A 19,153-nucleotide genomic window follows, 5' to 3' on the forward strand; every position below is an offset into this window, starting at 1 on the left:
AGATGATGCTGAGCATCCTCGGCTTTGGCATGGTCATTACATTCATGTATTTGATCATGAGCAAGCGGCTGTCGCCGCTGGTCGCGCTGATCACCATTCCCATCTTCTTCGCGCTGATCGGCGGCTTCGGCGCCGGCATCGACGAGATGATGCTGGAAGGCATCAAGAAGATCGCCCCGACCGGCGTGATGCTGATGTTCGCCATCCTGTACTTCGGGGTGATGATCGATGCGGGCCTGTTCGACCCGCTGGTGCGGATCATCCTGCGCCTGGTCAAGGGCGACCCGATGAAGATCGTGCTCGGCACCGCGGTGCTGGCGATGCTGATCTCGCTGGACGGCGATGGCTCGACCACCTACATGATCACCGTGTCGGCGATGCTGCCGCTGTACCAGCGGCTGGGCATGAACGCGTTGAACATGACCTGCGTGACCATCCTTGCCGGTGGCGTGATGAACCTCACCCCGTGGGGTGGCCCGACCGCACGTGCGGCCACCGCGCTGCACGTGGACCCGGCCGACGTGTTCGTGCCGCTGATTCCCTCGATGGTGATCGCCTGTGCCGGCGTGCTGCTGCTGGCCTGGTACCTGGGCCTGAAGGAGCGCCGCCGCCTGGGCGTGGTGACGCTGCCGCAGGGCGGTAGCTGGATGGACGGCAGTGTGTCCGACGATGGCAACGCGCTGCCGACGGTGGAAGACGCCGAAGACACCAAGCGCCCGAAGCTGCTGTGGGTGAACCTGGCGCTGACCGTGGCGCTGATGACCGCGCTGATCATCGGCGTGCTGCCGATGCCGGTGCTGTTCATGATCGGCTTCGCGATCGCGCTGGTGATCAACTATCCGAACCTGGCCGAGCAGCGCCGCCGCGTGGTCAGCCACGCCGGCAGCGTGCTGTCGGTGGTGGCGTTGATCTTCGCCGCAGGCATCTTCACCGGCATCCTCAACAACACCGGCATGGTGGAGGCGATGTCGCACAGTTTCCTGGCGATCATTCCCGACAGCTGGGGCCCGTACCTGGCGGTGATCACCGCCGTGGCCTCGATGCCGTTCACCTTCTTCATGTCCAACGACGCCTTCTACTTCGGCGTGCTGCCGATCCTGTCCGAGGCGGCCGGCAACTACGGCATCACCCCGGTGGAGATGGCGCGTGCCTCGCTGGCCGGGCAGCCGGTGCATCTGCTCAGCCCGCTGGTGCCCTCGACCTATCTGCTGGTGGGGCTGGCCAAGGTTGAATTCGCCGACCACCAGAAGTTCACGCTGAAATGGGCGGTAGCGATCTCGCTGCTGTTGATGATCGGCGGCCTGCTGTTCGGGCTCTACCCGTTCGCCGCCTGATCCGATTCCATCCTGATACCTTCATCCGGGAGCACGCTGCAATGACGCTTCGCATCGCTTATGTCACCAGTGGAATGGGCAGTGTCGGTACTGCCATCTGCCAGAAGCTGGCCCGCAACGGCCACACGGTCGTGGCCGGCTGCGCACCAAACTCACCGCGCAAGGCCGCCTGGCTGCGCGAGCAGCGCGAGCTGGGCTTCGACTTCATCGCCTCCGAAGGCAACGCCACCGACTGGGCGTCCAGCGTGGCGGCATTCGCCAAGGTCAGGGCCGAGGTGGGCGAGATCGATGTACTGGTCAACAATGCCGGCGGCAGCCGCGACGTGCTGTTCCGCCAGATGAGCCAGGACGACTGGAACGCGGTGATGGGGGCGAACCTGCATGCGCTGTTCAACATCACCAAGCAGGTGATCGACGGGATGACCACGCGTGGCTGGGGCCGGATCGTCAACATCGGTTCGGTGAGCGCGCACAAGGGCCAGATCGGGCAAGTGAACTTCGCCACGGCCAAGGCGGCGATGCACGGTTTCAGCCGTGCGTTGGCCAACGAGGTGGCCGCGCGCGGGGTGACGGTGAACACCATTTCGCCGGGCTATATCGCCAGCCAGTCGATCAGCAGTTTCCCGCCGGATGTACTGGACCGGTTGGCCGGCTCGGTGCCGATCCGTCGCCTGGGCAAGCCGGAGGAAGTGGCCAGCCTGTGTACGTGGCTGGCCTCGGACGATGCGGCGTATGTGACCGGTGCGGACTATGCGGTCAATGGTGGCTTGCATATGTTCTGACGCCCCACAGGCACCACAAGCAGATTTGACCTCCCCCACGAGGTGAGCCGCGGCGCTGTCTGGCGCTGCGGCTTTTTTTTGGCCAGCGGATTCGTTCTGGGTGTGAGGCGAGCGGTGGGGCCCTACACGGCAAAAATGCGCCATGGACCTTTCCCGCAAAGGCAGCCACGCATGGCGTGGCTCTACCCGTTTTTCAGTGAGGGGCCATTCCCTGTCGAAGGGCTGGCGTGGGTGGGTAGGCGGGACTGTCCACGACATGGATGTCGTGGACAAGCCTCCATGGATGGATTTACGGCGTGTCCCGCCTACCCGCCCACGCCAGCCCAAACCCGCAGGAACGACACCCCGCTCTTGATCTTCACTGTGCGCTCGGATCCATGGCGTGACAGCCACGCATGGCGTGGCTCTACCCGGATGTGGCTGCTGCGGTCAGAACTCCGCACCGAAGGTCATGAACAGCTGGCGCGGGGCGCTGGCGTGGATGGCGTAGCGGGTGCCGCCCGGGTCGGTCGGGGCGAAGGCGCTCAGCTGGCCGGCGTAACGCTTGTCGGTCAGGTTGGTCGCGTTGAGCGACACCTTCAGGTTCTGCAGGCCCATGCCCGCACCGAAGTTGTAGCCCACGCCCGCGTCGAAGGTCGTCACGCCTGCCACCGACTGATCGTTGGTATAGGTGTAGTAGCGCTTGCCGGTGTACTTGGCACGCAGGCTGGCGGACCAGCCATCGCGGTTCCAGCTGATCTCACTGGAGGCCATGCGCTGCGGGGTGTCCACGGTGATCTTGCCGGCCACCGGCACGATCGCACCACCGGAGGTGTAGTCGTCCTCGTAGGTGGTCTTGTTCCAGGAAATCGCGTTGTACCACTGCAGCCCGTCGATCGGCTTGAGGATGAAGGTCAGCTCCGCACCACGGCTCTTCACCGAACCGACGTTGATGAAGCGCGTGATGCACTCCGGACGCGTGCCCACTTCGATGCTCGAGCACGGGTTGAGCGACAGCAGACGGTTGTCGAACATCACGTGGTACACCGCGATCGAGGCCTGGTACTTCTCGCCGAAAGTACGGAAACCGGCTTCCAGGCTCTTGGACTTCTCCGGGTCCAGCCCGGCGCTGGCCGCGAACGATTCCCGCGACACCTGCAGCGGGCCACCGCTGCCGCCGCCGACGAAGGCCGCGATGTTCTCCGAGTACGAGGCGAACAGCTCCTGGTTCTGGGTCAGTTTGAAGCCGATACCGGCCTGCGGCAGCACCGATTCCTTGGCCGTCAGCGTGCCCGAGGCGTAGCTGGCTTCAGTGCCCGGCTTGGCGTTGGCGGTCATCCGCGTGTTCGGACTCTTGATGCCGACATCCACGGTCAGGCGGTCATCCAGGAAGCGCATGCGGTCCTGCACGTAGAACTGGCGCGTGCGGATATCGAAGTCCTGGTCGAACAGGCGACGGTCCGGATTATTCAGGTAAGCGTCGTCCAGGAACGGACCGGTGATGTAGTAGAAGTTGCGCTCGATGTTGTGGTCGTTGCGCTCGTACCACAGCCCCGCTTCGAGTTCGTGGATGCCCCACTTCCAGCTCAATGCGGCGGTGATGCCCTGGCGGTTGATGGTGTAGTTGGAGCTGCGGATGGAGATCGGCAGCGCCTGCGCGGTACCCGGGTTGGACGGCTGGCCCGGTGCCCACCAGTGGCCCTGGCCACGGTTTTCATGGTGGTAGCCGAGCAGCTTCAGCCGTGCGTTGTCGCCCAGGGCGAGGTCGGCATCCAACGAATACAGGTTGTCATCGCGCAGCGCGCGACTCTGGTAGTAGGCGTCATCGATGCTGTTGACGCCACCGCTGAACTTGCACTTCTGCGCGTTCAAGGTGCCCGGCGCGCAGTAGGCCGCTGCCACGGCGCGGTCCCAGTCGGGTGCGTAGATGTTCCAGTCGTAGCCCAGGCCCCGCGCGAGCATGCTCTTGGACAGGTAAGCGTAGTTGGCCTGGCTCACCCGCGACGTGGCCGCGAACGCGCCGAAGCGGTGGTCACCCACATTCCACACCGCCTTGGCATTGAACTGGCGCGTGGTCTGGTTCTGGTACGGCGCCGCCCACATGTCCGCGTCCTGGTGCACACCGGACACATAGGCCGAGAAGCCGTTGAGGTCGCCGGTGTCCACGCGCAGGTAACCGCGGCGCTGGTTGTCATTGCCCACGGTGACGCTGGCACGGCCGCCGAATTCGGTGGACGGGTCCTGCGAGAAGTACTGGATGGTGCCGCCCAGGTTGCTGGTCGAGGCCACGCCCAGCGAACCAATGCCCTGCGACAGTTCGGCACCCGCCAGGTTTTCTGCAATCAGCGCACGCGCGATGCTCAGGCCGTTGTAGTTGCCGTAGCTGTTGTCGCCCAGCGGAATGCCATCGAGCGTGTAGCCCAGGCGGCTCTTGTCGAAGCCGCGCAGGGTGATGCTCTGCGATTCTTCATTGGCACCGAAGGCATCGTTGGACTGCACCGACACGCCCGGCAGGCGGTCGAGGATCTTCTGGCCGCTGGTGCCCGGCGGCAGCACTTCCTTGTCCACCGCGGTGATGCGCTGGACCTGGCGGGTTTCGCCCTGCCCGATCACCGACACCGTATCCAGGGTCTGCGCGCTCAGCGCGGTGCTTGCATCGGTGTTGGCGTCGGTAGTGGCCGCTACATCGGCAGCGTGGGCGTTGGCCGCGCACAGCGCGATCGCCACCGCAATCGTCAGGGGTCGGGTAAGCATGGTCATCCGTTGCAGGGGGGGAAATGACCTGCGCAATGCAGGTGCATGACCATCATGCGAGCGGAACATGAAAGCATTTTGACGGTGGGTGTCGCGGGGGATGAATGGCGTGCGGCGCACGATTGTGCGGCGTGCGGCTAGGAGGCTGCCGGCCAGCGGCCTACGGGCTTGCCGGCCAGCGGCCGGCACTACTCGGGGGCTAGCTGGTCCATGCGGATGCGGTTGGCGAACAGGGAGAATGCCAACATGCCGGCCAGTCCGTTGGCGCGGCTGACCCAGTGCGGCAACCAGCGCGGCGGGCGCAGGATGCCTTCTTCGAACAGCGGTGCGAAGGCGATGGCATCGGTGAGCGCCATCTTGCCGGCGAACAGCCAGCGGCACACCTGCAGGCGATCTTCGGCCAACATGTGGCGGAAGAAGGTGTGCACCGAGACCAGGCCGCGCAGGTACACGGTGTCCTTGGTGAAGGCCGCACCGCCGCTGGGCGGTACGCCGCGGAACACACGCTGGGCCGAGGCGAAACTCTCTTCGTTGTTCTGCCCGGCGGCGCAGAAATAGCGGAACACCTGGATGAAATCAGCACCCTCGCGCGCCATCGCGATGGCTTCGGTGCGCAGGCTGATGCGCTTGAGGCGTTCGATGTCGATGCTGCCGGTGATCTGTTCGGCGAAAGTGGCCAGGCCTTCCTGGGTGGCGGTGACCCGGGGCGAGGACAGCGCCAGGCTGGGCAGGTGCGGCTGTTCGCGCCCATTGAGCGCGGTCAGCGAGTGCACCAGCGCTTCGTGGTGGAACAACTGCGCACGATCGTAGGCGCTGAAGCGCGCACTGGTGCGCAGGCGGATCCGGTTCGGGCCGGCCGCCGCCTTGGAGATCAAGTCCGGGTCCAGCTGCACGGTGATGATGCGTGATTCGAAGAACGCGTCCAGGTCACTCTGCAGCTGCAGCTGCAACGCGGTGGCCGAGACCGGCACCTGTTCTTCCGGGGCCAGCAGTTCGTGGTCCAGTTCCTGCGCGATCTGGATGAAATGGCGGGCCGCGTCGCGGGTGCTGGGGCCATTGCCTGGCAGCGGCTGTTCGGGCGCACCGAACAGCTCCACCGAGTAGCGGTCAACCTCGGCAGTGCCCAGTGATTCGAGCAGGCCGGCGGCCAGGTCCCAGCTGTGCGCCGAGCGCTGCACGTACAGGCCGATCGGGTGGCCGGGATCGCACTGCGCACTGATCGCGGCCAGCGCGCGCCGGGTGTCGCCGAAATCCAGTTTAGGGTAGTCCACCTGCGGCAGCACCGGATTGCCGCGCGCCACGCTGGCCAGGAACGGGGCCTGCAGCGCCGCCGGCCAACTGGTCAGGCCCAGCAGTTTGATGCCCCCCACCGCCTCCACCAGCCGCGCGTCCAGCGCGGTGTGATGGGCCACCTCACGATCCACGGTCATCGGCGTGTTCATGGGCGGACAGTAGCAGGGTCAGGGCCGCAATGGCGGGGTGGTGCCAAGGCTAGCGCTTGTTCTTCCCGGGTCGCCACTGCGCGCCCTTGCCCACGTGCTTGCGCTCGATGGCCTGCTGCGCCTGGCGCACCGCCAGCTTGGCCGCCGCGGCCGCCACCTCTTCCTTCAATTTGAAGTAGTTCAACAGGCGCTCTTCATCCAGCGAGCCGTCGTCGATGGCCGCACGGATCGCGCAGCCCGGCTCGCGCTGGTGCGCGCAGTCGCGGAAACGGCATTGCGCCGACAGGGCTTCCACATCGGAGAAACCGCCTTCGCTCAGAGCCTCTTCACCGGTCGGCTTGAGTTCGCGCATGCCGGGGGTGTCGATCAGGCAGGCGCCGGCCGGCAGCGGAATCAGCGCACGGTGGGTGGTGGTGTGGCGGCCGCGCGAGTCGTTGCTGCGCACATCGGCGGTCTTCATCCGCTCCTCGCCCAGCAGCGTGTTGGTTAGGGTCGACTTGCCCGCGCCGGAGGAACCCACCAGCACCACGGTGCGACCCGCGCCCAGCCACGGCAGCAGCGCCGAGGCGCTGGCCGGGTCCTTGCCGTTGATCGCCAGCAGCGGGATGTCCTGCGCGGCCAGTTCTTCCAGCACCGCCAGGGCATCTTCGCTGTATTCGGTCTGGTCGGCCTTGGTCAGCACCACCACCGGCTGCGCGCCGCCGCCGCCCACCAGCAGCAGGTAGCGCTCGATCCGGCGCGGATTGAAGTCCGCATCCAGCCCGCAGACGATGAACACCGTATCGATGTTGGCCGCGATCACCTGCTGGTGGTAGTGCTCACCGGCGGCGCCGCGCTTGATCGCGGTACGCCGCGGCAGCAGCGCCAGGATCTTGATGCCGTCCAGCAGCACCCAGTCGCCCACCGCCGCGCGCTCGTGGCTTGGGAAGCGCGGGCGCTGCCATTCCGGCGGGGATTCGGTCTTGATTGCCGCGTCCGGCGCATCGGCCACGATGTAGCCGGTGCGGTGCTGTTCGATCACCCGGCCCGGGCGGGCCTGCGGGTACTGTTCAAACAGGGCCTGCCAGCTGGCCAGCTCGGGGGCGTCTGCCCAAGGCCAGCCTATGGTCTGCAGCGCGTGGTAATCGATCGGTTCGCTCATTGGCCCATTCTAGAGGGCTACCTCCCCCTGCGTCTCAGCCACGTCGGCCAACTGCCCGCCAGCATTGGGAAATCGGTCCCGGAACGGCCTGCCCCGCAACGCACCAATTCCGCTAGTATGCGGATTCCACGCCCAAAACCGGCCCAGTCATGTCCACGCCCCCGCTGAAGCCGCTCGCCACCCGTGAGCGCCTGTCCGAAGTCCGCTACGAGATCCGGGGCGAACTGGCGCGGCGAGCGCGTGAGCTTGAGGCCCAGGGCCGCAAGCTGATCAAGCTCAACATCGGCAACCCCGGCAATTTCGGCTTCCGCGCCCCGGAACACCTGCAGCGCGCGATCGCCGACGACATGGGCCGTACCGACCCCTATACCCACCAGCAGGGCCTGCCGGAAGCCCGCGAAGCGATCGCGGCCGCCTACGCCCGCCGCGGCGCCCCCGATGCGCACCCGGACCGGGTGTTCGTGGGCAATGGCGTCAGCGAGCTGATCGACCTGTCACTGCGTGCCCTGCTCAACCCGGGCGATGAAGTGCTGGTGCCCTCGCCCGACTACCCCCTGTGGTCGGCGGCCACCATCCTCAACGACGGCCGCCCGGTGTATTACCGCTGCGCGCCGGAGAACGGCTTCCAGCCCGACCCGGTCGAGATCGAGTCGCTGGTGTCCTCGCGCACCCGCGCCATCGTGCTGATCAATCCCAACAACCCCAGCGGCGCCAGCTACCCGCGCGCGCTGCTGGAGCGCATCGTGGCCATCGCGGTCAAGCACAACCTGCTGCTGATGGTCGATGAGATCTACGACCAGATCCTCTACGACGGCGCCGTGTTCCAGCCGGTCGCCCCGCTGGCCGGCGAGCATCCGTGCATCACCTTCAGTGGCCTGAGCAAGGTGCACCGCGCCTGCGGCTGGCGGGTGGGCTGGGCGATGCTGTCCGGCGCGGCCGAGCGGCTGGGCGAGTTCCGCGCGGCGATGGACCTGCTCAGTGCGCTGCGGCTGTGTGCCAACGTGCCCGGCCAGTACGCCATCGACGCGGCCGTGAACGGCCCGGACACCATCACCCCGCTGTGCACGCCCGGCGGCCGCCTGTACGAAACCCGGCGCGCGGTGATCGAGGCCTGCACGGCCAGCGAACACCTCTCGCTGGTGGCCCCGGCCGGTGCGCTGTACGCGTTCCCGGCCGTGGTGGGCCCGGCCGCGCGCGCGTTCGACGACCACGATTTCGCGCTGGAACTGATGAACGAGGAAGGCGTGCTGGTGGTCCCGGGATCGAGCTTCAACGTGCCCTACCGCCATCACTTCCGGGTGACCCTGCTGCCCGAGCCGGAGGTGATGCGCGATGTATTCGCGCGCATCGACCGTGCGCTGGCCCGCCGCGCCGAGGCCAACACCAAGGTGGTGCCGCTGAAGCCACGCAGCGCGGTGGCCTGAGGTGGCGCTGCGCTACCTGGCCCTGGGCGATTCCTACACCATCGGTGAAGGCGTGGACGTGGCGGGACGCTGGCCGGTGCAGCTGGCCACGGCCCTGCAGGAAGCCGGCATCGTGGTGGACAGCCCGCAGATCATCGCCACCACCGGCTGGACCACCGACGAACTCGAGGCCGGTATCGATGCCGCCGCACCGCAGGGGCCGTTCGATCTGGTCACCCTGCTGATTGGCGTCAACAACCAGTACCGCGGCCGCAGCGTCGAGGACTACCGCACCCAGTTCAGCGCACTGCTGCAGCGCGCACTCGGCTTTGCCGGCGAACGTGCACCGCGCGTGCTGGTGCTGTCGATCCCGGACTGGGGCGTGACCCCGTACGCGGTCGCCTCCGGCCGCGACCGCGTGCAGATCGGCCATGAACTCGATGCCTACAATGCCGCTGCGGAGGCGGTCTGCGCCGAACACGATGTGGCCTTCATCGACATCACCGACCTCAGCCGCGATTACGGCGGTGAAGCGGTGATGCTGGTCGAGGACGGCCTGCATCCGTCGGCCACGATGTACACCTTGTGGACCCAGCGCGCCTTCCCGGTAGCGCGGCTGCATCTGGCCGACGAGGTGGCCCACTGAGCACGGACGCACTGCCACTGGCCAGGGAACAGGCCCGCCGGATCGCCGAGGCCTTCCGCCCCGCGCAGCGTTTCGGCAACCGTCGTGACTACTACTACAGCCGCGGCAAGCTCGGCAGCGATCCGCTGTATCCGGGCGTGCTGGCTGCGCTGGCCCCCGCCAAGGGGCCATTGCTGGATATCGGCTGCGGGCTGGGCTTATTGGCTCATGTACTGCGTCAGCACGGCATGCAGCAGGCCTACCACGGCGTGGACATCGACGCTGACAAGATCGCCCGCGCACAGCGCGCCGCCACGCGCGCCACCCTGGCCGATGTGCGCCTGGACTGCGTGGATGCCAGCGCCGCCCTGCCCGCACACCACGGCAGCGTGGCCCTGCTCGACGTGCTGCAATATCTGCCTGCGAGCGCGCAGACCACGTTGCTGCACGCTGCCGCTGCCCGGGTGGGCGCCGGTGGCCGCTTGGTGATCCGCACCACCCTGGCCGACAACAGCGGCCGCGACCGCACCACCCGGATCACCGACATGCTCGCCCACCTGGTCGGCTGGATGGGCACGCGCCCACGCCACTATCCCGATGCAGCCAGCATCCGTGCGCCGCTGGAAGCGGCCGGCCTGCAGCTGCACATGTCCCCGCTGTACGGCAACACCCCGTTCAACAACTGGCTGATCTGCGCCGAGCGCGTTGCGTGACCCCGCACTCGCCCCGACATTCCGCGCTGGGCATCGCGGCACTGGTGGTCAGCCTGTGCGGGCTGGTGATGTTCGTGCTCAGCGCGCACGTTGCGCATACGCCCGCACATGCCGAGATGCGCGAGCTGCCGGTGCTGTTGCTGGTGCTGTTCTTCATCAGCGCGGGGCTGGCCCTGCTGGCCACCCTGCTCGGTATCGGCAGCGTGCTGCAACACCGTCGCCGCCGGGTGACCGGGGTGCTCGCGCTCGGCCTGTCGATCACCCTGCTGCTGGCCCAGTTGTCGCTGGGCAGCTGGATGCGCCAGCAGTGGCAGCGCTCACACCCGCCGGCCGCGACCGGCCACAGCCAACCCGCGCTCGGCTGAGCCGGCGCCCGCATGCAGGGAGCTCACATGCAGATCCGTCATTCCGGCCAGGGCATCGCCGCACTCCTGCTGGCCGCGCTGGGTGCCTTGCTGTTGCTGCTGATGGTGGTTGCTGCCGGCTATGTCGAACTGACCACACCTGGCGGTCTGCAACAGCAGCCCACCGCCGCGCTGCTGCTGACCGTGCTGGTGCTGGCCAGCATCGCGCTGGAGCTGGTTGCGCTGGCGCTGGGCATTGTCGGCGTCACCCGCCGCGACCGTCGCCGGCTGTTCCCGGTTCTGGGGCTGGTGTTGGCCAGCGCCACGCTGCTGGGCGTGCTCGGGCTGACCGTGCTGGGCATGATGAACTGAGCAACGCCGTGGCTGCCGGGGTCAGTCGGCGTCCGGCAATGCGGCCACCAGGCCTTTGTCCTGCAGCGCCTGCAGCACCGCTTCGATGATCGCCAGGTTGTGCCCGTGCGCGGCACCCTCGTGCAGCAGCACGATCGCACCCGGGCCGAGGTCGGCCACGATGCGTTCGACCACCGCCTGCGGCTGGCAGTCCACGCCGTCATAGCCGCGCGCGCTCCAGCCGACCCGGGTCAACTGCCACTGCTGCAGCGCCGGGGCCACGAACGGGTTGGTCATGCCCACCACCGAGCGGTACCAGCGCGGCGGCGTGCCGGCGATGGCCGTCAGCGCCTGCTGGCACTGGCCGATTTCGGCCGCCATCGCGGCCCGTCCCAGCCGCCAGAAGCGGGTCTGCGGATGGCGCTGGCTGTGGTTGCCCAGGCTGTGCCCGCGCGCCAGCATCTGCTGGATCAGCGCCGGTTGGGCCTGGGCGCGTTCGCCGACCACGAAGAAGGTGGCCTTGGCCTGGTAGCGGTCGAGCAGGTCCAGCACCGCCGGGGTTTCCGCCGAAGGGCCGTCATCGATGGTCAGCCAGACCCGCGGCGCCGGGCCGGGCAGACGGCTCAGGACCGGGGCATAGAAGCGGCTGTTGGGCAGGAACACCGGCACCATGAACAGTGCGTGCGAGGCCAGCATCAGCGGCAGCCCGATGGCCCAGCCCCAGGCGACCCAGGCCAGCACCACCAGCACCTGCGACAGTGCCAGCCAGGGCAGCCAGCGCCAGGGGTGGCGGGGAATGCGATGCAACGTTTCCGGTACGGTCATGCCCCATGATGCCATGCCGCGTAGAATAGCCGGTTCGATACTCCGGACCGACGATCATGTCCCTTGACCCTGCCCTGCGCTCGCGCATCGAATCCATCCTCAACGCCAACCGCGTCGTGCTGTTCATGAAGGGCCAGCCGAGCATGCCGCAGTGCGGCTTCTCGTCCAAGGCCGTGGGTGTCCTGCAGGACCTGGGCGTGGAATTCGCCCACGTCAACGTGCTGGCCGACCAGGAGATCCGCGAAGGCATCAAGGCCTATGGCGACTGGCCGACCATCCCGCAGCTGTACATCGACGGCGAACTGGTCGGCGGCAGCGACATCATCCTGCAGATGGCCGGCAGCGGTGAGCTGAGCAGCGTGCTCGGCCTGGCCGCGCCGGACCGCAGCGCGCCCAACATCACCGTGACCCCGGCCGCCGTGGAGATGCTGCGCGGTGCGCTCGCCGATGCACCCGGTGCGTCGCTGCAGCTGGGCATCGATGCACGCTTCCAGCCGAACTTCCAGCTGGCTCCGCACGATGACAACGCGATCGCCGCCGAGTCCAACGGCCTGCGCGTGCAGTTCGACCTGGCCAGCGCCCGTCGCGCCGAAGGCATCACCATCGATTGGGTGGACGATATCCGCGGCAAGGGTCTGGCGATCGACAATCCGAACGCCCCCAAGACGGTGCAGGAACTGAGCGTGCGTGACGCCGACGACCAGCTGCGTGCCGGCAGCCTGATCGTGGTGGACGTGCGCCCGGCCGACGAGCGTGCCATCGCCGCGATCGGTGCCCCGTTCGACACCTTCGACGGCGACAACCGCGCGCGTCTGGAAGCCCTGCCCAAGGACACCGCGCTGGCCTTCCTGTGCCACCACGGTGGCCGCAGCGCGCAGGCTGCCGAGCAGTTCCGTGCCCTGGGTTTCAGCAAGGTGCACAACATCACCGGCGGCATCGACGCCTGGTCCAACGATGTGGACAACAGCGTGCCGAAGTACTGATCAACGGCTGCAACGCAGAACCAAAAAACGCCGGCAATGCCGGCGTTTTTCATGGGTATCGGGATGCCTCCGCAGACCATGCCGTCAACCGGCGAAGCCACCTTCGGCCAGATAATCCAGTTCGGCCGCCGTGGGCATTCTGCCCAGCACCGCATTGCGGTGCGGGAAGCGGCCGAAGCGACGGATGATGTCGCGGTGCAGTTCGGCGAACTGCAGGTATTCCTTGTCGCCCAGCACGTCGAACATGGCCACCGAACGCTCCTGGTCCTGCGCATCCTCGGAGTGCTCGAACGGCAGGTAGATGAAAGCGCGCAGCTTGGGCACCAGCTGCAGGTCCAGGCCCTCCTCCACCGCGCGCATGGCGTAGTGGCGGGCCAGGCCGTCGGTGGCATAGGAATGGGCGGTCTCGCGGAAGCAGTTGCGCGGGAACTGGTCGAGCAGGATCATCAGCGCCAGCGCGCCCTCCGCGCTGCCCAGCCAGTGTTCGCGGGCCCGGCGGGCCGCAGCGTAGTGCTCCTCCAGGAAGGTCTGGCGGAAACGCGCATCGAAGGCGTCATCGCGCGCAAACCATTTCTGCGGGCCGGCATCGCGCCAGAACTCCACTACTTGTGCCGCCACGTCCATTCACTACCCCTGTGGGCGGCGCGTCGTTGGACGCCCACCCGTACCATTGCCGTTACTCGTCAAAGCGCAGGTGGCGGACCGACTTGCCGTTGCGCCGTATAAGCTTAAGCGCCTCGATACCGATCTGGATATGGTTTTCGACGAACTGCGAGCTGACCTTGGCATCGGAGGCCTCGGTCTTCACCCCGTCGGGAATCATCGGCTGGTCCGAGACCAGCAGCAAGGCCCCGCAGGGGATGTGGTTGGCAAAGCCGGCCGCGAACAGGGTGGCCGTCTCCATGTCGATGGCCATGCAGCGCATCAGCCGCAGCTTCTCCTTGAACGCCTCATCATGCTCCCAGACCCGGCGGTTGGTGGTGTAGACGGTGCCGGTCCAGTAGTCGTGGCCGAGGTCGCGGATGGTGGTAGAGACCGCCCGCTGCAGCGCGAACGCCGGCAGTGCCGGCACTTCCGGCGGCAGGTAGTCGCTGGAGGTGCCCTCGCCGCGGATCGCCGCGATCGGCAGGATCAGGTCGCCCAGCTGGTTCTTGCGCTTGAGCCCACCACACTTGCCCAGGAACAGCACCGCCTTGGGCATCACCGCCGAGAGCAGGTCCATCACGATCGCCGCATTGGGGCTGCCCATGCCGAAGTTGATCAGGGTGATGTCATCGCTGGTGACGCTGGCCATCGGCCGGTCCAGGCCCAGGACCGGTGCCCCGGTGAGCTGGGAGAAGGCGTGCAGGTAGCCCCCGAAATTGGTCAGCAGCACGTGCTGGCCGAACTGGTCCAGCGGCACGCCGGTGTAGCGTGGCAGCCAGTTTTCGACGATTTCCTGTTTGTTCTTCATGCGCGGATGCCCTTGTTGCAGAGGGTGATTCCCGTGCAATTCTCGGTATGTGCCACGAATAAGCAAGGGAAACACGGCCAACGCACCGCGCATGCCCCCACCCTGCTGTGCACATCGTCACTTGGCAAGCCGCCCTGCGCACCGCTAGCGTCAAGGGGTTGAGTCCATGTGGCATCGGGGAGAACCATGCACAAACTGTTGAGCGCCGGCATCGGCCTGGCACTGTCATCGATCTGCATCGCACCGGCCCCGGCGGCCTCGCGCTTCGTGCAGGATCCCTACCCCAGCACCTATGCGCCGATTGCCTCGGCCCCGGTGCTGATCCACAACGCCACCGTGCTGACCGGCACCGGTACCCGCCTGGACAACGCCGATGTGCTGCTGCAGGACGGCCGCATCGCCGCCGTGGGCCCGGCGCTGGACGCCCCGGCCAACGCGGTACGGGTGGATGCGGCGGGCAAGTGGGTCACCCCCGGCATCATCGATGTGCATTCGCACCTGGGCGTGTACCCCAGCCCCGGCGTCAGCGCGCACAGCGACGGCAATGAAATGACCGCGCCGGTCACCGCCAACGTCTGGGCCGAGCACTCGGTGTGGCCGCAGGACCCGGGCTTCGCCGCCGCGCTGGCCGGTGGCGTCACCGCCATGCAGGTGCTGCCTGGCTCGGCCAACCTGGTGGGCGGGCGCGGGGTCACCCTGAAGAATGTGCCCGCCACCACCTACCAGGCGATGAAATTCCCGGGTGCGCCGTGGGGCCTGAAGATGGCCTGCGGCGAGAACCCCAAGCGCGTCTACGGCAGCGGCAAAGGCGTGGCGCCCGGCACGCGCATGGGCAACGTGGCCGGCTACCGTGCCGCCTTCATCGATGCCAGCGAGTACATCGCCAAGAACGCCCCCAAGAAGCCGAAGAAGAAGCGCTGGTTCAGCGCGGACGACAAGGGTGACAGCGCCGGCGACGCCGGTGGCAAGCGCGACCTCAAGCTGGACACGCTGGCCGGCGCGATCCAGGGCGACATCCGCGTGCATATCCACTGCTACCGCGCCGACGAAATGGCCACCATGCTCGACCTGTCCAAGGAGTTCGGCTTCAAGATCGCCGCCTTCCACCACGCCGTGGAGGCCTACAAGCTGGCCGACCGGCTCGCTGCCGACCGTGTCTGCGGCGCGCTGTGGGCCGATTGGTGGGGCTTCAAGATGGAGGCCTTCGACGGCATCCAGGACAACATCGCGCTGGTCGACCGCCCGGCCAACAGCTGCGCGATCGTGCATTCCGATTCCCCGGAAGGCATCCAGCGACTCAACCAGGAAGCGGCCAAGGCGATTGCCAACGCGCGCCGCGCCGGGATCGAGATCGCGCCGGAACGGGCAATGATGTGGTTGAGCTTGAACGCGGCGCGCTCGCTCGGCGTGGACAAGCTGACCGGCAGCCTGGAGGCCGGAAAAATGGGCGATGTGGTGGTGTGGAACGGCAGCCCCTTCAGCTCCTACGCGCTGGCCGAACAGGTGTATGTGGACGGCCACCAGGTCTATGACCGCCAGGACGTCCGCCGGCAACCGCTGTCGGACTTCATGCTCGGCCAGGAGGCACGCCCATGAGCGCGGTGACGTTCCTTGCATCGTGGTGCCGGGCAGCGCGTTGCCGTACATGGCTCGGCACGACCGTATTGATGTTGGCCGCGCTGCCGGTGCAGGCCCAGGACCTGTTGATCCGCAATGCCACCGTGCATACCGCCAGCGCGCGCGGCAGCCTGGAGCACACCGATGTGCTGGTCCAGGGCGGGGTGATCCGCGCGGTCGGCCGTGGCCTGTCCGCACCGGCCGGGGCCAGCGTCGTCGAGGCCGCCGGCAAACCGCTCACCCCGGCGTTGTTCGGGGGCATCACCGACATCGGTATCGATGAAGTCTCCGGCGAGTCGGCCACGGTGGACAGCACGCTGAAGCTGGCCGATCAGCCGCTGCGACCGGAGTTCGACGTCACCCTGGCCTACAACCCGGCCTCGGTGCTGGTGCCGGTGGCGCGCCTGGACGGAATCGGCTTCACCGCGTTGGGGGCCAACAGTGGCGGCGGCTTCATCGCCGGCCAGGGCGGCGTGGTGCGGCTCGATGGCAGTGCCGATCCGATCGGACCGCGCGCGCTGTACATCCGCCTGGGCGCGTCGGGCGCCGAACTGACCGGCAGCTCACGCGCCGCGCAGTGGATGCTGCTGGAACAGATGGTCAGCGAAGCCCGTGGCCGGGTTCCGGCCGATTCCCCGCACGCCCTGCTCACCCCGGCCGGGCGCGCCACGCTGGCCCGTTACCTGAGCGGCCAGGGCCGGCTGGTGGTGGAGGTCGATCGCGCCGCCGACATCCGCCAGCTGTTGCGCTGGGCCGCCCGCGAAAAGGTCAGCATCGCCATCGTCGGCGGTGCCGAAGCCTGGCAGCTGGCCCCGCAACTGGCCCAGGCCAAGGTGCCGGTGTTCGTGGATGCGCTGGGCAACCTGCCCACCAGCTTCGACCAGCTCGGCGCCCGCCTGGAAAATGCCGCGCGGCTGCAGGCCGCCGGAGTGCAGGTCAGCTTCGCGCAGCGCGACGATGCCTCGCACAACGCCCGCAAGATGCGCCAGCTGGCCGGCAATGCGGTCGCCAACGGGCTGCCCTGGGCCGATGGCCTGGCCGGGCTGACCCGGGTTCCGGCGCAGGTGCTGGGCGTGGGTGACCGGATCGGCAGCATCGAGCCGGGCAAGCTGGCCGATCTGGTGCTGTGGGAAGGCGACCCGCTGGACGTGGGCCACTATGCCGAGCAGGTCTGGCTGGGCGGCCGGGCAATGCCGATGCGTTCACGCCAGACCGACCTGCGCGACCGCTACCTGGCCCCTGCCGGCCCCGAACCGCGCGCATACTCCCGCTGAGCCCCGACGGGGGCGACCGTCTGCAAGGATCCGCCGATGATGCTGCGCTGGTACTTCGATTTCGTCTCGCCGTTCTCCTACCTGCACTGGCAGAAGCTCAAGGCCCTGCCGCAGTTCGAGCGGATCGTACCGGTGCCGATCGCCTTCGGTGCGGTCCTGCACCACCTGGGCAACCTGGGCCCGGCCGAAATTCCGGCCAAGCGCCGGGCGATGTACCGGCACCTGCTCTGGCAGGCCCAGCGCGAAGGCGTGCCGCTGCGCTTCCCGCCCGGCCACCCGTTCAACCCGCTGGCCGCGCTGCGCCTGTGCCTGGCCGCCGGGGGCAGCGCGCAGTCGGTGGAGACCCTGTTCAACTGGATCTGGCGCGACGGCCATGCCGGCGACAGCGCCGCCGCGCTGGCACTGCCGGGGGCGATGCTGGACGTGGCGGACGTGGCCAGCGCCATCGCCGCGCCGGACGTCAAGGAACAGCTGCGGCGCAACACCGATGCGGCCATCGCTGCCGGGGTGTTCGGGGTGCCGACCCTGGCCATCGACGGTGAGCTGTACTGGGGCAACGATGCGCACGATCTGATGCAGGCCGTACTGTCCGATCCCGACACCGTCCGTGGCGGCGAATGGGACCGGCTGGCCAGCCTGCCGGTGGCGGTCGAGCGCAGCCGCTGAGACCGGCCGCGGCACCTGGTCAGGCAATCGGTCGCGTTTTGAGATAGCTTTCACAGTTCCGAACCTACAACCGGCCTTGAGGGGGGCTCAGGATGCGCATCGGAATCGTCGTCGACTCTGCCTGCGACCTACCGCAGGACTTCATCGAACAACACAACATCGTGCTGCTGCCGATCACGGTGCGGATTGGCGAAGCCGTACTCGCCGACCACCGCGACGAGCAGGCCACACTGAGTTTCCTGCACGCCCACGTCGCCGAGCACGGTGCCGAGGCCGAGACCATACCGTTCAGCGTCAACCAGATCCGCGACCTGTTCCTGGGCAAGCTGGTGATCGATTACGACCATGTGTTCTGCATGACGATCACCAAGACCCGCAGCCCGATCCACGACAACGCGATGCAGGCCAGCTTCGCGATCCTCAACGACTACAAACCGGTGCGGCAGGCGGCCGGGCACAACTCGCCGTTCGCGCTGCGCGTGCTCGATACCCAGAACCTGTTCGCCGCCCAGGGCGTGACCGCGGTGGAAGCGGTGCGCCTGCGTGACAGCGGCGCCAGCGTGCAGCAGATCCGCGAGCGGCTGGAGCTGCTGGCCCACAATGTGCACGGCTACATGATCACCCGCGATCTGTACTACATGCGCGCCCGTGCCCGGCACAAAGGCGACCGCAGCGTAGGCCTGCTCAGCGCCGCGCTGGGCAGCGCGCTGGACATCAAACCGGTGCTGCACGGCTACCGCGGCGAAACCGGCCCGGTGGCCAAGATCAAGGGCTTCGACAACGCGGTGCAGAAGCTGTTCGACTTTGTCAGCCAGCGGGTCAAGGGTGGCCTGATGACACCCACGGTGTGCCTCAGCTACGGCGGCGAGCTGGCCGACCTGCGCGCCCTGCCCGGCTACGCCAACCTGCGCCAGACCTGCGAGACGCACGCGGTGCAGCTGTTCGAGGCGGTGATGAGCCTGACCGGCATGGTCAACGTCGGCAAGGGCGCGGTCACCATTGGTTTCGCCGACGAGCCCCACACTTTCAACGGCTGAGTGGCCGCCGGCGCATCTGCACACCGATTGCACTGCGTTTCTGCCAGCCTTGGCGCATTCCCACGGAGATTCACATGCCAGTGCAGTATTTCGTCAGCCTGCCGGACCCGTCCAAGGCCCGCGGCAATGATGCCGACCTTTCCTTCCACTCGCAGAGCGCGGCTGGTTTTGCCGAAGAACTGCAGGACGCGCTGCGCACCACCGCGCTGTTCGAGAAGTGGCGCGCCAAGCAGCCCGACCCGGACGCGGTGGAATCGCAGTGGGGTGCAACCGACCCGGATGCCAGCGTGACCGGCTCGCAGGATGACCTGCGCATCAACCTGGTCGCCACCACCCGCATCGACAGCGAGGTGTTCAAGCAGCGCCTGCGCATGCTGGCCGGCCACCATTGGGAACTGCGCGACGTGCGTTGATTCCCCCACCAGGGCAC

The 19,153-nt window shown here is 67.5% G+C and carries 19 protein-coding genes; 13 read left to right on the forward strand and 6 right to left on the reverse strand.

What is annotated here, in order from left to right; all coding sequences use genetic code 11:
* Positions 1–5 precede the first annotated feature (5 nt).
* Both AC3IPM_RS16015 and phbB read left to right on the forward strand, forming a co-directional pair.
* Positions 6–1,334, forward strand: a complete 1,329-nt coding sequence (locus AC3IPM_RS16015) for a CitMHS family transporter (RefSeq protein ID WP_489304183.1) — start codon at positions 6–8, stop codon at positions 1,332–1,334.
* Between the two features lie 41 nt (positions 1,335–1,375).
* The gene (phbB, locus tag AC3IPM_RS16020; RefSeq protein WP_489301096.1) at positions 1,376–2,116 is read left to right on the forward strand and encodes an acetoacetyl-CoA reductase; all 741 of its coding nucleotides are present in this window, start codon (positions 1,376–1,378) and stop codon (positions 2,114–2,116) included.
* A 429-nt stretch (positions 2,117–2,545) separates the two neighbouring features.
* Here the strand turns inward: phbB and AC3IPM_RS16025 are convergent, their stop codons facing one another.
* The 3 genes from AC3IPM_RS16025 to rsgA all read right to left on the reverse strand — a co-directional run bounded on the left by AC3IPM_RS16025 (position 2,546) and on the right by rsgA (position 7,432).
* Complete coding sequence (locus tag AC3IPM_RS16025; protein WP_489301098.1) at positions 2,546–4,849, reverse strand: TonB-dependent receptor; 2,304 nt, start codon at positions 4,847–4,849, stop codon at positions 2,546–2,548.
* 188 nt (positions 4,850–5,037) lie between these two features.
* On the reverse strand, positions 5,038–6,279 hold the full coding sequence (locus AC3IPM_RS16030; RefSeq protein ID WP_489301100.1) for a flavohemoglobin expression-modulating QEGLA motif protein: 1,242 nt from the start codon (positions 6,277–6,279) through the stop codon (positions 5,038–5,040).
* 61 nt (positions 6,280–6,340) lie between these two features.
* Entirely contained in the window at positions 6,341–7,432 is a 1,092-nt protein-coding gene (rsgA, locus tag AC3IPM_RS16035) for a ribosome small subunit-dependent GTPase A (RefSeq protein ID WP_489301102.1), read from the reverse strand.
* Between the two features lie 149 nt (positions 7,433–7,581).
* Here rsgA and AC3IPM_RS16040 point away from each other — a divergent pair, with 149 nt between their 5' ends.
* Genes AC3IPM_RS16040 through AC3IPM_RS16060 form a run of 5 tightly spaced genes read left to right on the forward strand, consistent with a single transcriptional unit; the run spans position 7,582 to position 10,889 of the window.
* Positions 7,582–8,856, forward strand: a complete 1,275-nt coding sequence (locus AC3IPM_RS16040; RefSeq protein ID WP_489301104.1) for a pyridoxal phosphate-dependent aminotransferase — start codon at positions 7,582–7,584, stop codon at positions 8,854–8,856.
* A 1-nt stretch (position 8,857) separates the two neighbouring features.
* Positions 8,858–9,481 carry an SGNH/GDSL hydrolase family protein gene (locus tag AC3IPM_RS16045; RefSeq protein ID WP_489301106.1) on the forward strand — a complete coding sequence of 208 codons (624 nt, stop codon included), beginning with the start codon at positions 8,858–8,860 and terminating at the stop codon, positions 9,479–9,481.
* Positions 9,421–10,173 carry a methyltransferase domain-containing protein gene (locus AC3IPM_RS16050; RefSeq protein WP_489301108.1) on the forward strand — a complete coding sequence of 251 codons (753 nt, stop codon included), beginning with the start codon at positions 9,421–9,423 and terminating at the stop codon, positions 10,171–10,173. The genes AC3IPM_RS16045 and AC3IPM_RS16050 overlap by 61 nt, the downstream gene beginning before the upstream one ends.
* On the forward strand, positions 10,170–10,538 hold the full coding sequence (locus tag AC3IPM_RS16055) for a hypothetical protein (protein ID WP_489301110.1): 369 nt from the start codon (positions 10,170–10,172) through the stop codon (positions 10,536–10,538). The genes AC3IPM_RS16050 and AC3IPM_RS16055 overlap by 4 nt, the downstream gene beginning before the upstream one ends.
* Before the next feature lie 27 nt (positions 10,539–10,565).
* Positions 10,566–10,889 (forward strand): hypothetical protein, encoded by a 324-nt coding sequence (locus AC3IPM_RS16060; protein ID WP_489301112.1) that lies wholly within the window; start codon positions 10,566–10,568, stop codon positions 10,887–10,889.
* Between the two features lie 21 nt (positions 10,890–10,910).
* On the opposite strand, the gene AC3IPM_RS16065 is transcribed toward AC3IPM_RS16060, so the two are convergent.
* Complete coding sequence (locus tag AC3IPM_RS16065; protein WP_489301114.1) at positions 10,911–11,693, reverse strand: polysaccharide deacetylase family protein; 783 nt, start codon at positions 11,691–11,693, stop codon at positions 10,911–10,913.
* A 56-nt stretch (positions 11,694–11,749) separates the two neighbouring features.
* Here AC3IPM_RS16065 and grxD point away from each other — a divergent pair, with 56 nt between their 5' ends.
* A complete protein-coding gene (grxD, locus tag AC3IPM_RS16070; protein ID WP_489301116.1) occupies positions 11,750–12,676 on the forward strand; it encodes a Grx4 family monothiol glutaredoxin in 927 nt (308 codons plus the stop codon).
* An 84-nt stretch (positions 12,677–12,760) separates the two neighbouring features.
* On the opposite strand, the gene AC3IPM_RS16075 is transcribed toward grxD, so the two are convergent.
* Positions 12,761–13,300, reverse strand: a complete 540-nt coding sequence (locus AC3IPM_RS16075) for a DUF924 family protein (protein ID WP_489301118.1) — start codon at positions 13,298–13,300, stop codon at positions 12,761–12,763.
* Between the two features lie 52 nt (positions 13,301–13,352).
* Positions 13,353–14,129, reverse strand: coding sequence for an AMP nucleosidase (locus AC3IPM_RS16080; RefSeq protein ID WP_489301120.1), 777 nt, complete (start codon positions 14,127–14,129; stop codon positions 13,353–13,355).
* Positions 14,130–14,315: 186 nt separating this feature from the next.
* On the opposite strand from AC3IPM_RS16080, the gene AC3IPM_RS16085 reads away from it, so the two are divergent.
* From AC3IPM_RS16085 to AC3IPM_RS16105, 5 genes are all read left to right on the forward strand, one after another.
* A complete protein-coding gene (locus tag AC3IPM_RS16085) occupies positions 14,316–15,725 on the forward strand; it encodes an amidohydrolase (protein WP_489301122.1) in 1,410 nt (469 codons plus the stop codon).
* Positions 15,726–15,796: 71 nt separating this feature from the next.
* Positions 15,797–17,020 (forward strand): amidohydrolase family protein, encoded by a 1,224-nt coding sequence (locus AC3IPM_RS16090; RefSeq protein WP_489301124.1) that lies wholly within the window; start codon positions 15,797–15,799, stop codon positions 17,018–17,020.
* Positions 17,021–17,056: 36 nt separating this feature from the next.
* Positions 17,057–17,686 carry a 2-hydroxychromene-2-carboxylate isomerase gene (locus AC3IPM_RS16095; RefSeq protein ID WP_489301126.1) on the forward strand — a complete coding sequence of 210 codons (630 nt, stop codon included), beginning with the start codon at positions 17,057–17,059 and terminating at the stop codon, positions 17,684–17,686.
* Between the two features lie 92 nt (positions 17,687–17,778).
* Positions 17,779–18,723: a DegV family protein gene (locus tag AC3IPM_RS16100; RefSeq protein WP_489301128.1), complete on the forward strand. Its 945-nt coding sequence runs from the start codon at positions 17,779–17,781 to the stop codon at positions 18,721–18,723.
* A 74-nt stretch (positions 18,724–18,797) separates the two neighbouring features.
* Positions 18,798–19,136 carry a hypothetical protein gene (locus tag AC3IPM_RS16105; RefSeq protein ID WP_489301130.1) on the forward strand — a complete coding sequence of 113 codons (339 nt, stop codon included), beginning with the start codon at positions 18,798–18,800 and terminating at the stop codon, positions 19,134–19,136.
* The last annotated feature ends 17 nt before the right edge of the window (positions 19,137–19,153 follow it).

It is taken from the genome of Stenotrophomonas sp. GL_111 (genome assembly GCF_057835245.1).